General features: G+C 55.8%; 14 protein-coding genes and 1 other annotated feature. Of the genes, 1 reads left to right on the top strand and 13 read right to left on the bottom strand.

Features of this window, described 5'->3' with window-relative positions; genetic code table 11:
- Window positions 1-21: 21 nt before the first annotated feature.
- The 3 genes from F1381_RS15825 to lspA form a co-directional block, all read right to left on the bottom strand.
- Window positions 22-1275: an LL-diaminopimelate aminotransferase gene (locus tag F1381_RS15825; RefSeq protein WP_151735822.1), complete on the bottom strand. Its 1254-nt coding sequence runs from the start codon at window positions 1273-1275 to the stop codon at window positions 22-24.
- A 125-nt stretch (window positions 1276-1400) separates the two neighbouring features.
- A complete protein-coding gene (locus tag F1381_RS15830; protein ID WP_151735823.1) occupies window positions 1401-2363 on the bottom strand; it encodes an RluA family pseudouridine synthase in 963 nt (320 codons plus the stop codon).
- The gene (gene lspA / locus F1381_RS15835; protein WP_151736001.1) at window positions 2360-2863 is read right to left on the bottom strand and encodes a signal peptidase II; all 504 of its coding nucleotides are present in this window, start codon (window positions 2861-2863) and stop codon (window positions 2360-2362) included. Before lspA ends, F1381_RS15830 begins: the two co-directional genes overlap by 4 nt.
- 242 nt (window positions 2864-3105) lie before the next feature.
- Here lspA and F1381_RS15840 point away from each other — a divergent pair, with 242 nt between their 5' ends.
- Complete coding sequence (locus tag F1381_RS15840; protein ID WP_151735824.1) at window positions 3106-3837, top strand: TraR/DksA C4-type zinc finger protein; 732 nt, start codon at window positions 3106-3108, stop codon at window positions 3835-3837.
- Window positions 3838-3989: 152 nt separating this feature from the next.
- Here the strand turns inward: F1381_RS15840 and F1381_RS15845 are convergent, their stop codons facing one another.
- From F1381_RS15845 to sigG, 10 genes are all read right to left on the bottom strand, one after another.
- The gene (locus F1381_RS15845; protein ID WP_151736002.1) at window positions 3990-4340 is read right to left on the bottom strand and encodes a DUF5665 domain-containing protein; all 351 of its coding nucleotides are present in this window, start codon (window positions 4338-4340) and stop codon (window positions 3990-3992) included.
- Between the two features lie 256 nt (window positions 4341-4596).
- A complete protein-coding gene (ileS, locus tag F1381_RS15850) occupies window positions 4597-7689 on the bottom strand; it encodes an isoleucine--tRNA ligase (protein WP_151735825.1) in 3093 nt (1030 codons plus the stop codon).
- A 1362-nt stretch (window positions 7690-9051) separates the two neighbouring features.
- Window positions 9052-9315, bottom strand: a binding site (T-box leader).
- Window positions 9316-9666: 351 nt separating this feature from the next.
- Window positions 9667-10155: a DivIVA domain-containing protein gene (locus tag F1381_RS15855; protein WP_151735826.1), complete on the bottom strand. Its 489-nt coding sequence runs from the start codon at window positions 10153-10155 to the stop codon at window positions 9667-9669.
- A 337-nt stretch (window positions 10156-10492) separates the two neighbouring features.
- Complete coding sequence (locus tag F1381_RS15860; protein WP_187355391.1) at window positions 10493-11275, bottom strand: YlmH family RNA-binding protein; 783 nt, start codon at window positions 11273-11275, stop codon at window positions 10493-10495.
- 10 nt (window positions 11276-11285) lie between these two features.
- Window positions 11286-11555, bottom strand: coding sequence for a YggT family protein (locus F1381_RS15865; protein ID WP_151735828.1), 270 nt, complete (start codon window positions 11553-11555; stop codon window positions 11286-11288).
- 7 nt (window positions 11556-11562) lie between these two features.
- The gene (locus tag F1381_RS15870; protein ID WP_151735829.1) at window positions 11563-12003 is read right to left on the bottom strand and encodes a cell division protein SepF; all 441 of its coding nucleotides are present in this window, start codon (window positions 12001-12003) and stop codon (window positions 11563-11565) included.
- Window positions 12003-12710, bottom strand: a complete 708-nt coding sequence (locus F1381_RS15875; protein WP_246188062.1) for a YggS family pyridoxal phosphate-dependent enzyme — start codon at window positions 12708-12710, stop codon at window positions 12003-12005. Before F1381_RS15875 ends, F1381_RS15870 begins: the two co-directional genes overlap by 1 nt.
- Window positions 12707-13561, bottom strand: a complete 855-nt coding sequence (pgeF, locus tag F1381_RS15880) for a peptidoglycan editing factor PgeF (RefSeq protein ID WP_151735830.1) — start codon at window positions 13559-13561, stop codon at window positions 12707-12709. Before pgeF ends, F1381_RS15875 begins: the two co-directional genes overlap by 4 nt.
- Window positions 13562-13658: 97 nt before the next feature.
- Window positions 13659-14003 (bottom strand): YlmC/YmxH family sporulation protein, encoded by a 345-nt coding sequence (locus F1381_RS15885; protein ID WP_151735831.1) that lies wholly within the window; start codon window positions 14001-14003, stop codon window positions 13659-13661.
- A 168-nt stretch (window positions 14004-14171) separates the two neighbouring features.
- Window positions 14172-14954, bottom strand: coding sequence for an RNA polymerase sporulation sigma factor SigG (sigG, locus tag F1381_RS15890; protein ID WP_151735832.1), 783 nt, complete (start codon window positions 14952-14954; stop codon window positions 14172-14174).
- Between the last annotated feature and the right edge of the window lie 53 nt (window positions 14955-15007).

The raw sequence follows: 15007 nt of genomic DNA on the forward strand, positions 1-15007 counted from the left end.
ATCCCGCACCGGACTTCTTAATTAAAACTCAAATTCAACATCGCTGAGGCGTCTTTGAATTTCAGAAATGACACGCTTCTCTTCTTCCTCGCCCTTGGCGACGAAGGTAACGGAGAAGCGGACGAACGGGCCAGCATCATCCCAAGGCACGGTGGAGATCAGCTTCTCGCGGATCATGAACTGCGAGAAGTCTTCGCCGGACTCGAAGCGGCGTCCGCCTTTGATGCCCTTCGGCGCAGCCACATACAGGAAGAAGGAGCCCTTCGGTTTCTCGGCCTTGAAGCCGAGGCTGTTCAGGGCATCTACCAGCAGGCCGTGGCGGCGGGAATATTTCTCCGCAATCGCTTCGGTGATTTGCGGATTAGCCAGACCGTAAGCAGCCGCTTTCTGGATGGCGATGAATTGGCCGGAATCGTTGTTGTCCTTCACGTCGCTGAACGCTTTAACCACCAGCGGGTTGCCGGCGACAAAACCGATTCTCCAGCCCGTCATGTTGTAGGACTTGGACAGTGAATGCAGCTCCACACCGACATCCTTCGCGCCCGGTACGGACAGGAAGCTAAGCGGCTTCACACCGTCATAAGTCAGTGCGGCATAAGGAGCGTCATGGACAACAATGACGTTAAATTTCTTCGCCCAGGCTACAACCTCGCTGAAGAATTCAGGAGTCGCACTTGCACCTGTAGGATTGTTCGGATAGTTCAGATACAGCAGCTTCGCTTTGTGAGCCACTTCTTCCGGGATGGAATTCAGGTCCGGCAGGAAGTTATTTTCTTTCTTCAGTTCAACGGGATAGACTTCTCCGCCTAAGTATTTGGTGTGTGTACCCAGCACCGGATAGCCTGGGATCGTCATAATCGTGATGTCGCCCGGATTTATGAAGCAGGACGGCAGCATCGCCAGTGCCGGCTTCGAGCCGATGGAATGCACGATTTCGGTAACAGGGTCAATGCCTTCCACCTGGAATACTTCCTTCAGGTAAGCTGCGGCAGCTTCCTTGAATTCCGGAATACCATTGTCGGCATAACCGCGGTTCTCTTCCTTAGACGCTTCTTCGGCCAGCTTGGCGACGATGCCCGCATCCGCCATTTCGTCCGGCTCGCCTACGCCCATGTCGATCAGCTCGATGTCCGGGAAATCCTTTTTGGCCGCCGCTTTGGCGCGCTTGATTTTTTCGAATTTATAAATGTTAGTGTCTTTGCCGTAGTTCGCGCCGCCGATGCGGTCTGCAAAGCTGTTCTGAATGTAGGTATCCTGGTATTGTTCAATACTCATGGGTTCTGTTCATCTCCTGGCTTTATGAAATATAGGTTGCTTAATGCACTCATTTACATTCCCAGTACTAAATATGCCGTAAAAACACCCGAAAAACCATGGATTTATCATCACTTCATTTGTATTTATCTGCTACGCAGCCGGAAAAGCACTTCCTCCATATCTTCCGGAAGCGGAGCGCTGAATTCCAGATATTCTCCGGTGGACGGATGTACAAAGCCAAGAACGGCGGCATGCAGGGCCTGTCCGTTCATCGTGATGCCCTTGCTGCGCCCGTATACCGGATCACCGACCAGCGGATGTCCGATAAATTTCATATGAACACGAATCTGATGAGTACGACCGGTCTCAAGCTGCAGCTCCAGGAGTGTTGTGTCACCAAAGCGTTCCAGCACGGTAAAATGGGTCACCGAACGTTTGCTGTTCTTCTCCGTCACCGTATACAGCTTACGGTCATGGGGATCGCGCCCGATCGGAGCATCTACAGTGCCCTGGTCATGCGACACATTCCCGTGCACAATGGCAATATAGCGGCGGGTCACACTGTGCTCCTTGAGCTGGGCGGCGAGCGAAATATGGCTGGCGTCGTTCTTGGCGGCCATAATTAGACCGGACGTATCCTTGTCGATGCGGTGTACAATGCCCGGACGGATCTCCCCGCCGATGCCGGCAAGATCATGGCAATGGTACATCAGCGCATTGACCAGCGTTCCCGAAGGATGACCGGCGGCCGGATGCACCACCATGCCGCGCGGCTTGTTCACAACGATCACATCGCTGTCCTCATAAGCCACTTCAAGCGGAATATTCTCGGGGATCAGCTCGGTGGCCTCCGGCTCGGGTACGGTTACCGCCACGACGTCGCCTTCCGCCAGCTTGTAATTGGCTTTGACAGCCGCACCGTTGACTGTGATATATCCCCCGGTGATCCACTGCTGTACCTGGGAGCGGGAAATATCCTCTTCCCAGGATTCCGTAATATATTTATCGATCCGTTCCCGGGCGTTCTGCCCCGCTACGGTCCATTCGCTGACGTCTCTGTCTGCTGAGGCTGCCGGATTTACGTCCGCGTTATTAGGCAAAATCATTCATTCCCTTCTCTTACTTCCTTGGATTCCTTCACTTCTGTGATTTCCTCTCCGCCTTTGATATCGCGCAGCGTATCCAGAATGATCAGCGCCACCCCGATCACAATGCAGGAATCGGCAATATTAAAGATCGGGAACGTATAGCTTCCAAAATTAAACATCAGGAAATCGACAACCTCACCAGCGAGAATACGGTCCAGGAAATTGCCTACCGCGCCGCCGAGCACCAGCCCCAAGGCTGTCGGCAGCAGCTTGCGCGAGCCCATCGATTTATTCAAATACCAGACGATTCCGGCGACTACAATCACCGTAATAATCACGAAGAACCAGATTTGCCCTTCCAGAATGCCGAATGCAGCTCCCGTATTCCGGTGTGAAGTAATGATGAAGAAATCCCCGATGACCGGAATCTGCTCTCCGAGCTCCAGCCGGGTAGCGATCAAATATTTGGTACCCTGGTCAAGCAAAAATACGATTAGCGCAATCAGATAGTACACCACAGAAGTTGTCACTCCGTTCTTATTTTTCCCGCCTGCAGCGGTACGAATACTGTATATAGACTTGTATATTGTAGCACAGGCTTCAAGAAATCGTCTATCGCGCGGGTTTGGCGTCCCGGGTGTTCTTATGGACTATTTTCCAGCGCTAAAAATGTGCTGCTCCGGCCAAGCTATCTGTAGAAAAGGGGATTATAAGCGCATCCCCCAGGTTTCACAACCGCACCGTGAAAGGAGCATCTCCCATGAGCCATCTTACAGAGCAGCAGCAGTCACAGCTCCGCGCAGCCCTGCTGCAGCAGCGGGAAGATATTCAGCAAAGGCTGCTGAACAACAGGCATTACGATCTTGAGAACTCCATGCGCGATACCACCGGAGACCTTACGGAAATCGATAACCACCCCGGCGATGCTGCAACGGAGCTATACCACCGTTCCATGGATATCTCGCTGCTGGAGCGGGACGAGCATGAGCAGAACGAAATTGACGCCGCCCTGCAGGCGATGGAGGAAGGGACTTACGGCCTCTGCATCGTGTGCGGCAAAGACATCCCGTATGAGCGTCTGGAGGCGGTCCCTTCCACCCGCTACTGTAAAGAAGATAATCCCCGGCAGTTCACAGAGCTTAACCGGCCTGCCGAGGAAGAGCTGCTCTATCCGCCGTTTGGCCGCACCAGCGCGGATGAACGGACCGAGCAGAACCGCTTCGACGGCGAAGACGCCTGGCAGATTGTCGAGAGCTGGGGCAGCTCCAATTCACCGGCGATGGCCGAGGACAATGAAATTACGTCCTACAATGACATGGAGATCGAGGCCGACGAAACCGAGGGGTTCGTGGAGCCCTGGGAGAACTTTATCGCCACCGATATCGGCGGCAACCATCTGACTGTGATCCGCGGCACCAGTTACCGGCAGTATATGGACTCCGAGGAAGGCGATTATATGCTTGACCCTTATAGTAAAAAAGAACGGGAGTAGCCGGCGGCTGCTCCTTCTTTTTTACCCTGCAGAGACTGTTTTTCTATGGGTAGCGGCTTCTGCTACCAAAAAAACACGCCACAATCTTCAGACTTCCCGGCCGCATCCCCTGTCTGCCATCCGCGAAACGCTCCACATCCTCTCGTTCCATCTCAATACGTCTTCAGCTCCAGCTGATGCTGTACGATCCGCACAATGTCCGCAATGTAATCCCCGATGATCGGTAAATTGAGCGCACCAAGCACCTGCAGGATGTAAATGATCGTAGCGGCGAAAAAGGTAAAGCCCAGCGCGATCCCCACCCCGCGTGCCGCTCCGGACAATAGATTCAGCCAGATCAGCCGCCAGGGAGAAAACAGCAGCTCGGTATACTGGGCAATCCGCGATTTCTCCATCTGCTGCGCCAATTCACGGGTTAAGCGGTAGACAACGTTCAGCTTCTCTTCCGGTCCAAGCTCCGCCCCTTCCTCCGGATCGGTCTGCCTTGCTTCGCTGCGCTTCATCTCCTCATCTTGCACCTTTAGCGGCTCCTTCCCGTCATCATCCTCCCGGCACAAAAGAAACGAGCCCGGACGAAGAGGCTCCCTCTTCTGTTCACGGGACTCGCTTCAGTTGTCTTGTAGACCCAAGGCTGCGCGTTTGCCGCATTCTCCGCCACGGGTTCACGGTGCCCCGCCGCTTGGTGCAGGGACGGATTTGACGTTTTCTTTTGCCGCTAGTATTTACTGTTCAGGTCAAGCCAATACAAGGAAATCCGCTTTAAGCCCCAATATGGATACCGATCGACTTGCCGCCGGCATCTACCGTTTCAAAGTCCAGCTCTCCGCCAAAATCTATCGTCGTCACCAGCACGTTCTCGCGCAGTACATGCTCGAAAGCCACGGCAGCCGCCTTCAGCTCATCGTCAACCTGCAGCGTCAGTGCCACGCGCTTATCGATCGGCAGGTCCAGCCGCTTGCGGTAGTCCTGGACGGCACGGACGATCTCGCGCACCCAGCCTTCCTGCTCCAGCTCCGGCGTAATTTCGGTATTCAGCGCTACTGTCAGGCCATAGCCGGATGCAGCGGCAAAGCCCGGTTTTGCCTGCTTCTCGATCAGCAGCTCCTCGGAGGTGATCAGCAGCTCCTCGCCGTCCGGCGATACTACGGCCACTTGGCCGTCCTGTACCACTTTGCGGGTCGCCCCGCTGTCCATCCCCTTCAGGAAGCCTTGCAGGAAGCCGACATTTTTGCCGTACTTTTTGCCCGCTACCTTCAGGTTCAGCTTCAGGGTGAAGTCGACAAATCCGCTGTCGCTGTTCTCCACTACGATGTGCTTCACATTGATTTCGTCCTTGATGATCTCTTCGTATTCCGCGAGATTAAAGCTGCGGTCGATGGATACAATCAGCTCGGAGAGCGGCTGGCGGTTCTTGATGCCGGTCTCGTTGCGCACGTTGCGGGCCAACTCGACGATGCCTCTCGCGCTTTCCATATCGCGCTCCAGCTCCAGATCGATCAGGCTTTGGTCGGCTGCCGGATAATCGGCCAGATGGACACTTTCGCCTCCGCCCAGGTTAGTATAAATGTCCTCACACAGCATCGGCATAAACGGCGCCAGCAGCTTAGCGGTAACCAGCAGCACATGGGTCAGTGTGCGGTAAGCGTCCAGCTTCTCCTCGCCGAGGCCGCTGCCCCAGAACCGGTCGCGGGAACGGCGGATGTACCAGTTGCTCAGCTCATCCACGAAATTCTCGACCGCCTTGGAGGCATTGACGAAATCGTTGACGGCCAGCGTCTTATCGACAACAAGGATCAGGCTGTTCAGACGGGACAGAATCCAGCGGTCCAGCTTATGTTCCGATACCTTGAACGGATGCCCGGCAGGATCATAGCCGTCGATGCCGGCATACAGCGTCAGGAACGCATGCGTGTTCACGAGTGTATCGACAACCTTCGATTTGCTCTCACCGACCAGGCCGCGCGAGAAGCGCTTGTTGTTCCATGGTGCGCTGTCGGACAGAATGGCCCAGCGGAACGCATCTGTGCCGTATTCGTTCATGATATCCCAAGGGTCGATAACGTTTCCTTTGGATTTGGACATTTTTTGCCCGTTCTCGTCGAGGATATGGCCGGTGGCGATAACCGCCTTGTAAGGCGCCACTCCCTTGAACAACGTGGATACCGCCAGCAGACTGTAGAACCAGCCGCGGGTCTGGTCAATCCCTTCGCAGATCATGTCCGCCGGGAACTGGTCGCTCAAGGCTTCTTCGTTCTCGAATGGATAGTGGCTTTGCGCGAACGGCATCGAGCCGCTGTCAAACCACACGTCGATGACTTCCGGGGTGCGTACCATCAGGGCGCCCTCCTGGAACGGGCTCTTCAGCTTGATGTTGTCTACATACGGCTTATGCAGCTCGATATCCTCCGGCACGTCATGGGCGGCCATCGCCCGCAGTTCGGCGATGCTGTGCGGCGCATATTCCTTGCCGGTCGCTTCACAGACCCACACATTCAGCGGCGTTCCCCAATAACGGTTACGGCTGATATTCCAGTCCACCAGCTCGTCGAGGAATTTGCCGAAGCGTCCTTCGCGCACATGCTCCGGATACCAGTCCACGCTGCTGTTGTTAGCGACAAGCTGATCCTTGATCGCCGTCGTGTTGATGAACCAGCTGTCTGTGGCGTAATAGAGCAGCGGGGTGTCGCAGCGCCAGCAGAACGGATAGCTGTGCTCGTATTTCTCTTTATGGTAAAGTGTTCCCTGCTCGGACAGCACCTTCACGATATCCAGATCGCAATCCTTGACGAACCGGCCGGCAAAATCCTTCACCGTATCCGTATATTTCCCGGAAGCGTCCACCACACTGACAAAGCTGATGCCGTTCTCGCGGCAGCTCTTGTAGTCATCCTCGCCATGCGCCGGAGCCATATGCACGATCCCGGTACCGCTGGAGTCGGTAACAAACGAAGCGCCGACGATTACATTGTGCTTCTCGGCCTTGATGTAGCTGAACGGCGGCGTGTAGGTCTGCCCGATGAAATCGGCGCCTTTGTGCGTGGAGAGGATTGTGTATTCGCCCTTCAGCACATCTTCCACCAGATTCTTAGCCAGGATGTATACGCCGTCTTCCTGCTGCGCACGCACATATTCCATCTCCGGGTTCATGGCCAGCGCCATATGCGCTGGCAGCGTCCAAGGCGTTGTCGTCCAGGCCAGCACATAATCACCGCTGCCGTCCAGCTTAAACTTGGCGGTGGCGCTCAGATCCTTGACGGTCTTGTAGCCCTGGGCCACTTCATGCGAGCTCAGCGTCGTCATACAGCTCGGGCAGTACGGGCTGACGCGGTGGCCGCGGTACATCAGGCCTTTCTCATGCACTGTAGCGAGGATGTTCCATACGCTCTCGATATAGGTGTTATCCAGCGTAACATACGGGTTATCCAGATCGGTCCAGTAGCCGATAGCTTCGGTAAATTCACGCCACTGCTTCTCATAGCCGAAGACGCTGGCTTTACATTCCTTGATGAACTTCTCCACGCCGTAGCTCTCGATTTCCTGCTTGCCGGCGAGGCCCAGCTTCTTCTGCACCCCCAGCTCCACCGGCAGGCCATGCGTATCCCAGCCGGCCTTGCGCACGACGCGGAAGCCCTTCATCGTCTGGTAGCGGCCGATGAAGTCCTTGATGACACGGCCGAGCACGTGGCCGATATGCGGCGCGCCGTTCGCGGTCGGCGGACCTTCGTAGAACACATAGTTCGGCTTGCCTTCCCGGTTCTCCATCGATTTGCGGAACGTATTTTCCTCGTTCCATTTCTTGAGGATGCGCACATCTCTGTCGCGCGCTTTTTCTCTGACATCCACTTTCTGCATGTCTGATCTATCCTTTCCTTGTGTAGGTTTGGTTTTGAATTGATGTTTTTCGTTTGTTTTGGTTTGTTGCTTTTGGTTTGTTGCTTTTGGTTTGTTGCTTTTGGTTTGTTGCTTTTGGCTTTGGTTGTTTCTTTCTGGCCGACCCGCCCCGCGATCCCGTTAGGGCAGCTTTGGGGGCGGGAGGCCTCCTCAGGCGGCGCGGGCGAAGCGCCGCAGCACCCGGGCCGACCCGCCCCGCGACCCCGTAGGGCAGCTTTGGGGGCGGGAGGCCTCCTCAGGCGGCGCGGGCAGAGCGCCGCAGCCACCGGGCCGACCCGCCCCGCGACCCCGCAAGGGCAGCTTTGGGGGCGGGAGGCCTCTGCAGGCGGCGCGGGCGATGCGCGCCGCAGCCCCTGGCGGCACCGGCAAAGCGTGCCGCCAAATCTTTAGTGGTGCGGCGGGCGAAGCGCCGCAGCACCCGGGCCGACCCGCCCCGCGACCCCGCAAGGGCAGCTTTGGGGGCGGGAGGCCTCCGCAGGCGGCGCGGGCGATGCGCGCCGCAGCCCCTGGCGGCACCGGCAAAGCGTGCCGCCAAATCTTTAGTGGTGCGGCGGGCGAAGCGCCGCAGCACCCGGGCCGACCCGCCCCGCGACCCCGCAAGGGCAGCTTTGGGGGCGGGAGGCCTCCGCAGGCGGCGCGGGCGATGCGCGCCGCAGCCCCTGGCGGCACCGGCAAAGCGTGCCGCCAAATCTTTAGTGGTGCGGCGGGCGAAGCGCCGCAGCACCCGGGCCGACCCGCCCCGCGACCCCGCAAGGGCAGCTTTGGGGGCGGGAGGCCTCTGCAGGCGGCGCGGGCGGAGCGCGCCGCAGCCCCTGGCGGCACCGGCAAAGCGTGCCGCCAAATCTTTAGTGGTGCGGCGGGCGAAGCGCCGCAGCACCCGGGCCGACCCGCCCCGCGACCCCGCAAGGGCAGCTTTGGGGGCGGGAGGCCTCCGCAGGCGGCGCGGGCGAAGCGCGCCGCAGCCCCTGGCGGCACCGGCAAAGCGTGCCGCCAAATCTTTAGTGGTGCGGCGGGCGAAGCGCCGCAGCACCCGGGCCGACCCGCCCCGCGACCCCGCAAGGGCAGCTTTGGGGGCGGGAGGCCTCCGCAGGCGGCGCGGGCGGAGCGCGCCGCAGCCGTTGCAGTAAAGGCACCGCAGGCGTACCCGCCAGGGTAGCCTAAGAAGTGCCGCTCCCAACGCCGCAGTCATCCTTCCCCGTCCGCCAAAGTCGCACACTGCTCGGGTTCACCCTTTGCGGGTGTCCAGAGGGCTGCAGCCCTTGGGGTCCCCCTTGGTAAGGGGGATTTAGGGGGATAACCACAAAAAAAGCACTCCCCCACCCCCAAAGGGGCGAGACAGCGCTCGCGATACCACCCTAATTCTGTGCCAGCCATAAAGCATACATGGGCACAATCTCAGTCCGCGCCTAACTTCAAGCACGGGCCGGTATAACGTCCGGCAGACGGCATAAGCCTACACACGCAAAGAGCGCTTCAGCTTAGCTTCTAGGGGAAGATCTTCGGATAAGACGTGAACATCGGCTTGCAGCAAGCACCGACTCTCTGGGGATCGTGATCTTATCGTACTTGTCCCGTCATCGAATAGTTATGAACGATGTACAGATATGTTCTAGTTATAGACTGTTTAAACGCAAATGTCAACATTCCCCGCTGAGATCAGGCATGTTGTTGGATTTTCACCACTTATTTTACCCTTATCCGGCGATTTAAGTAGGTTAGTTTGATAATCGCCACTTAATTTCCGGGTCGCAAGGATAAACAAGCAAAAAAGGGTGAATTAGATGACCTTTTTCCACTTAATTCCGGCTTTCAGCCGCATCTGCCTAAATTAGGTGGACAATATCCACCTAATTTACACACATTATGCTGCTTCTGACACCGTTCCCTCCGGCTAGCCCAGCATGGGATAACCCGGACATGAGCAGTCCAAGTCCGGCGCTAAATGACCGGGCTTTCACTTGCTTCCCGGCTCTCCAGCGCATTCCAGTCGTCCTGGGACAGCAGCTCCAGCTGCGCTTCCAGCAGCGTCCGGAACCGGGTACGGTAAATGGAGGCCTGCTTGCGCAGCTCTTCCGTCTCAATGGCCACCTTGCGGGATTTGGCCAATGCCTCGTTAATGATCCGGTCGGCATTCTTCTCCGCTTCCTTGATAATCAGCTGCGATTCCTTCTTGGAGTTGTTCTTGACGTCATCCGCCGCTTCCTGCGCGATGATGATCGTCTTGGAGAGACTCTCTTCAATGTTCAGAAAGTGATCCAGCCGCTCCTGAAGGGCCAAAAGCTGATTGTGCAGCTCCTTGTTCTCACGGATGACACTTTCATAATCCTTGATGACCTGATCCAGGAATTCGTTGACTTCGTCCTCGTCATAACCGCGGATTCTCCGGGAGAACTCCTTGTTATGTATGTCGAGCGGCGTTAATGGCATGCTGTGCACCTCCTAGAAATGTCAAACCTCATAGGCCCTGCTGCCCGAAAACTCTCTTCGGCGGCCAGTAAACAAGCTTAACTTAGAGAAAAGCCCGGAATACCCCCATCAAGAAAGGCGGAACCCGTCTCCGTAAGTTCAATAAAATCGCCTGGAGAATCATCCCCGTACCTCAAGTATAAGACAATCCGGGGAAATTGATTCCGGCCAAATTCGCGAACGCACCGCTTCTACATCCAATATCGGCGGCAAGCGATTAAAATGTTTGCTCTCTTTGTTTTGCTTCCCTATAGAGATAATCAATTTCGACAGCGAGTCCCGGAATCCTGCAAGATTCTCAGACAAATTTGCCGACCTGAACGCGGTAACGGCCTTTTTTCGTCAGACCGCCGACCTCCAGCACCCGAAAACGGCCGAAGCCCTGAATCGATACCATATCTCCTTCATTCAGGCTGCAGGAAGGATCTTCCTCAACTTTCCAGTTCACCCGCACCCGTCCGGCCTTAATCGGAGCCAGAATCTTGCTCCGGCTCACCCGGGTGACATCCGAGGCAATCCCGTCCAGCCTCAGGGAAGCAACGCTCAGCTCCATAATCTCCAGCTTCTCCTCCCGCGTACGCAAGGCAGAGACCGGAAGGATTTCCGTATGCACAAGTACCCGGTGAACTCCGGTTAGGTGGCTGGACAAAAACATAGCGATATCCGCCGCTACGACCACATGGCAGCCGTCGTCCAGCACATGAATATCGCCGATTTTGCCCCGTTTGATTCCGAGTCCCAGAATGGCCCCCATATAGTCGCCATGCTCCAGCGCCGTAAATTTCTGCTCGCCTGAAGTAATTTCCAGCACCTGCAGTTCCATGTCTTCATTTTCCAGCTCACGGTAATCCGGCGCCACGAGCCCCCGCTTGCGTTCGGCGCCCGGAGATCCGCCGTCCCACCGCACCTGAACATCAGGATGGCGGTTCACCAGAGACTGTACAATATACGCTTGGCGGGGATCAAGAAATTCGGTCAGTCTGCTCTCATGGTACTCGCCTGCATTCTGAACCCACTCCCAAGCCTTATCTACGAAAGGCCGCTCATCCGGATGAAAATGCCCGTAAATTTCGTTCTTTATCATCGCTAGCCTAGAAAATACTCGTGATGATGTACTGCAGGCCGATGATCGCCATCCGGAGCACAAACAGCGCCACAATCGGGGAGATATCGATCATTCCGAACAGAGGCGGAATAAAGCGGCGGAACGGCGACAGTACTGGCTCCACCAGCTTGGCAAGCAGTTCTCCGATGAAATTCTCGCGCGCATTCGGCAGCCAGGACATCAGGATGTAAATAAAAATCATGTAAAAGTATATGTTGAAGAGTATAGTGATTATCGAGTTGATCTCGTATGCCAAGATGTTGTCACCTCATTCTGAATTCTTGTTCGTCCATTAACATTTCGGTGATAGAGCCCTGGATTTCCACGGTATCCGGTGTGCACATGAAGATGTTGCCGCCGATCTTGGATATTCCTCCGCCAAGGGCATAGACTGTTCCGCTGAGAAAATCGATAATCCGCATAGCCTGGTCATTGCGCACGCGCTGCAGGTTAATGACCACCGTGCGGTGGGAGCGAAGATGATCGGCGATCTCCTGGGCCTCTTCATAAGAACGGGGCTCATAGAGGACGACCTTCACATTCTTCTGCGAATGAATACTGACAACATTGGCCCGCTGGTTCTTGCGGGTCTCCACCGGTGCCGGCTCAAATTCTTCATCATCGCGGGATATCTGCTCCCGCTCCACGATTTCCTCTTCCTCCTGCAAGCCCAAAAAGCTCATAAACCGGTTCATTACGCCCATCAAGCTCCCTCCTCGTGACCTACTAATACCGTACCCAGGCGGACCCGGGTGGCTCCTTCCTGTATCGCCACTTCAAAATCATTCGACATTCCCATCGACAGTTCTTGGATAGGCTCAGGCGTCAGAGACAGAGAATTCAGCCGATCGCGCAGCTCGCGGAGTCCGCGGAATACGGGACGCGCCAGCTCAGGATCTTCAACATGGGGTGCCATTGTCATCAGCCCGATTACTTTAATCCGGTGAAACGGAGCAATCTCCCGGAGAAAATCCGGCACCGCCTCCGGCGGCAGTCCGAATTTCGTATCCTCTCCGGAGATGTTCACTTGCACAAAAACCTTAACGTCAATGCCGGCGGCATCCGCTTTCTTCTGCAATTCCTTGGCCAGCGACAGACGGTCCAGCGAGTGTATATATTGAAATTTGCCGATGACATCCTTCACTTTGTTCGTCTGCAAATGGCCGATAAAATGCCATATGCCTTTATGCCCGAGAGCATTCCACTTGTGTTCGGCATCCTGCCAGCGGCTCTCGGCAATCTCCTCCAGCCCGGCTTCAAGCACCGCAGATACTGTCTCCAGGGAAACATACTTGGTCACAGCGATGACTTTGACGTCGGCCGCGTCGCGCCCGCTCGCCGCGCAAGCTTGGGCTACACGCGCTTTGACATCGAATATTCTCTCCTGCAGTGATAAACTCAGGGTGTTCAACTCTCCTTTATTCCGATCCAGCTCGTCATTCGTCCTGTAACGCCGTTCTCCTTGCGGTAGGAGAAAAACAGATCGTTATTACAGCTTGTACACCAATGTGTACATTCGATATGAGTCGGCAAAATTCCTGCTTTAATCATAATGCGTTGGTTCATTTCTTTCAAGTTAAGCATGCTTTTGCGGCTATCCGCTTCCGACACGCGGTATATTTCCCGCACTTCTTCGCCTTCTGCCGGCGGCAGTTCTGCCTCCAGACGCCGGATATGATCCATTACATAATCATCGACCTCATAGCAGCAATCACCGATGGAAGGACCGATAGCTGCGGCGATATCCTGCGGACGGCTGCCGAAGGTTTTTCCCATGGCTGCCACCATTTCCGCCGCAATCCCGGCCACCGTCCCTTTCCAGCCGGCATGGGCCAGACCGGCAACGCCTTGTACCGGGTCATAAAAGAAAAGCGGCACGCAATCCGCATAGAAGGAAGTCAGCAGCACACCGGGAACATTCGTCAGCAGACCGTCGGTTGACTGGAATGCTGCTGACCGGTCTCTGCTGCCGCGGCCGCGGTCCGCCGCGGTTACCACCTCTATATGCTTGCCGTGCGTCTGCTCGCCGCAGGTCCAGGCCTCAAGCGGAAAGCCCAGCTTACCGGCAAGCCTTATGCGGTTCTCCAGCACATGCTCCGGCGCATCCCCGACATGAAGAGCACAGTTCAAGCTATTATAAGGGGCTTCGCCCACACCGCCCTGCCGTGCCGTAAAGCCGGCGGTGATGCCCTGATACTTCATACACCAGGGCTCCAGATGAAGCAGCGCCGGCTCTTTATCATTCAATTTAAAGGGTTCCATCCTCTCACCTCCGCCTAAGTGTACCTTTGCCCGGCCCCCCAAAGCAACTTTGCCTCCAAAGTCTATATAAGCATCCGGACAAAAAAAGACGCACTCTTTAATAAGTGCGCCGGTCATTGCGTTCCCCCCGCTCGAGGTAGATCGTCTCGCGCTCCTCCTGGCCGTGCGTCAGTCTGGATTCCTCCAGCTTTACCAGCACGACATCGGCGCCGATCTTGACGATATTGCGCCAGGGGATGATTAAATCCGCACCGCTTCCGAACAGCCCCATGAATCGCGTATATCCGGGAACGATAATCGCATCGATGACACCGCGGCGCAGGTCCAGATCCAGATCACTGATCTGGCCGAGCCTTTTGCCATCCACGATATTAATGACATCCTTCGTCTGAAAATCGGATATTTTCATTTTTTTGCCTGCGCTCAGGGAATCCTCGTTCATAGCCTCCACCCCTGTACATACGACCTATAGTCCAATATATGTTGGCGGGGCTTGGCTACATTACTGCGGATCTGCTGCGGTGAGGAAACATATAAGGGTATTCCGGAAGGCGGCGCGGCCGCAGCTTGCGGAATACCCTAGGAATTGAGCTTCAATACTTTTAGAACCTTAAGACTTCACATGTTTCTGCATCTGCTGGATGGCCGACTTCTCCAGCCGTGAGACCTGGGCCTGAGAAATGCCGATTTCGTCGGCGACCTCCATCTGGGTTTTGCCTTCAAAGAAGCGCATGGAGAGAATCCGCTTCTCGCGTTGTCCCAGCCGCTGCATCGCTTCGCGGAGGGCGATTTCTTCAATCCACGAGACATCCTTGTTCTTGTCGTCGCTGATCTGATCCATCACATAGATCGGATCTCCGCCATCGTGATAAATCGGCTCGAACAGGGAAACCGGGTCCTGGATGGCATCCAGGGCAAATACAACATCTTCCTTCGGCACACCGAGCGCTTCCGAGATTTCGAAGATCGTCGGTTCCCGCGAATTTTGGTTGGTCAGGCTGTCCCGCACCTGCAGCGCCTTGTAGGCGATATCCCGCAGTGAACGCGACACACGGATCGGATTGTTGTCCCGCAGGTATCTGCGGATTTCTCCGATGATCATCGGCACTGCATACGTGGAGAACTTCACATTTTGCGAAAGATCAAAATTATCGATGGCCTTCATCAGCCCGATACAGCCAACCTGGAACAGATCGTCCACGAACTCTCCCCGGTTGTTGAACCTTTGAATAACGCTAAGCACGAGTCTAAGGTTACCGTTAACCAATTTCTCTCTGGCGGACCGCTCGCCCTGCTGCTGCAGCGCCGTGAACAGCTCCCTCATTTCCGCGTTCGTCAGAACGGGCAGTTTGCTGGTGTCCACACCGCATATCTCGACTTTGTTTCGGGTCATGATGATTTACCTCCCAAGGAGAAACATTACTGTACATTATCTCCTCGGCCAGT

The organism is Paenibacillus tengchongensis, from assembly GCF_008973665.1.
In the GTDB taxonomy this organism is placed as follows: Bacteria; Bacillota; Bacilli; order Paenibacillales; family Paenibacillaceae; genus Paenibacillus_AQ; species Paenibacillus_AQ tengchongensis.

Bases quoted from the DNA above. Each gene is read 5' to 3' on its own strand.
- F1381_RS15825 (WP_151735822.1), bottom strand. From the start codon at position 1,275: ATGAGTATTGAACAATACCAGGATACCTACATTCAGAACAGCTTTGCA.
- F1381_RS15830 (WP_151735823.1), bottom strand. From the start codon at position 2,363: ATGATTTTGCCTAATAACGCGGACGTAAATCCGGCAGCCTCAGCAGAC.
- F1381_RS15840 (WP_151735824.1), top strand. From the start codon at position 3,106: ATGAGCCATCTTACAGAGCAGCAGCAGTCACAGCTCCGCGCAGCCCTG.
- F1381_RS15845 (WP_151736002.1), bottom strand. From the start codon at position 4,340: ATGAAGCGCAGCGAAGCAAGGCAGACCGATCCGGAGGAAGGGGCGGAG.
- ileS (WP_151735825.1), bottom strand. From the start codon at position 7,689: ATGCAGAAAGTGGATGTCAGAGAAAAAGCGCGCGACAGAGATGTGCGC.
- F1381_RS15855 (WP_151735826.1), bottom strand. From the start codon at position 10,155: ATGCCATTAACGCCGCTCGACATACATAACAAGGAGTTCTCCCGGAGA.
- F1381_RS15870 (WP_151735829.1), bottom strand. From the start codon at position 12,003: ATGGGCGTAATGAACCGGTTTATGAGCTTTTTGGGCTTGCAGGAGGAA.
- pgeF (WP_151735830.1), bottom strand. From the start codon at position 13,561: ATGGAACCCTTTAAATTGAATGATAAAGAGCCGGCGCTGCTTCATCTG.
- F1381_RS15885 (WP_151735831.1), bottom strand. From the start codon at position 14,003: ATGAACGAGGATTCCCTGAGCGCAGGCAAAAAAATGAAAATATCCGAT.
- sigG (WP_151735832.1), bottom strand. From the start codon at position 14,954: ATGACCCGAAACAAAGTCGAGATATGCGGTGTGGACACCAGCAAACTG.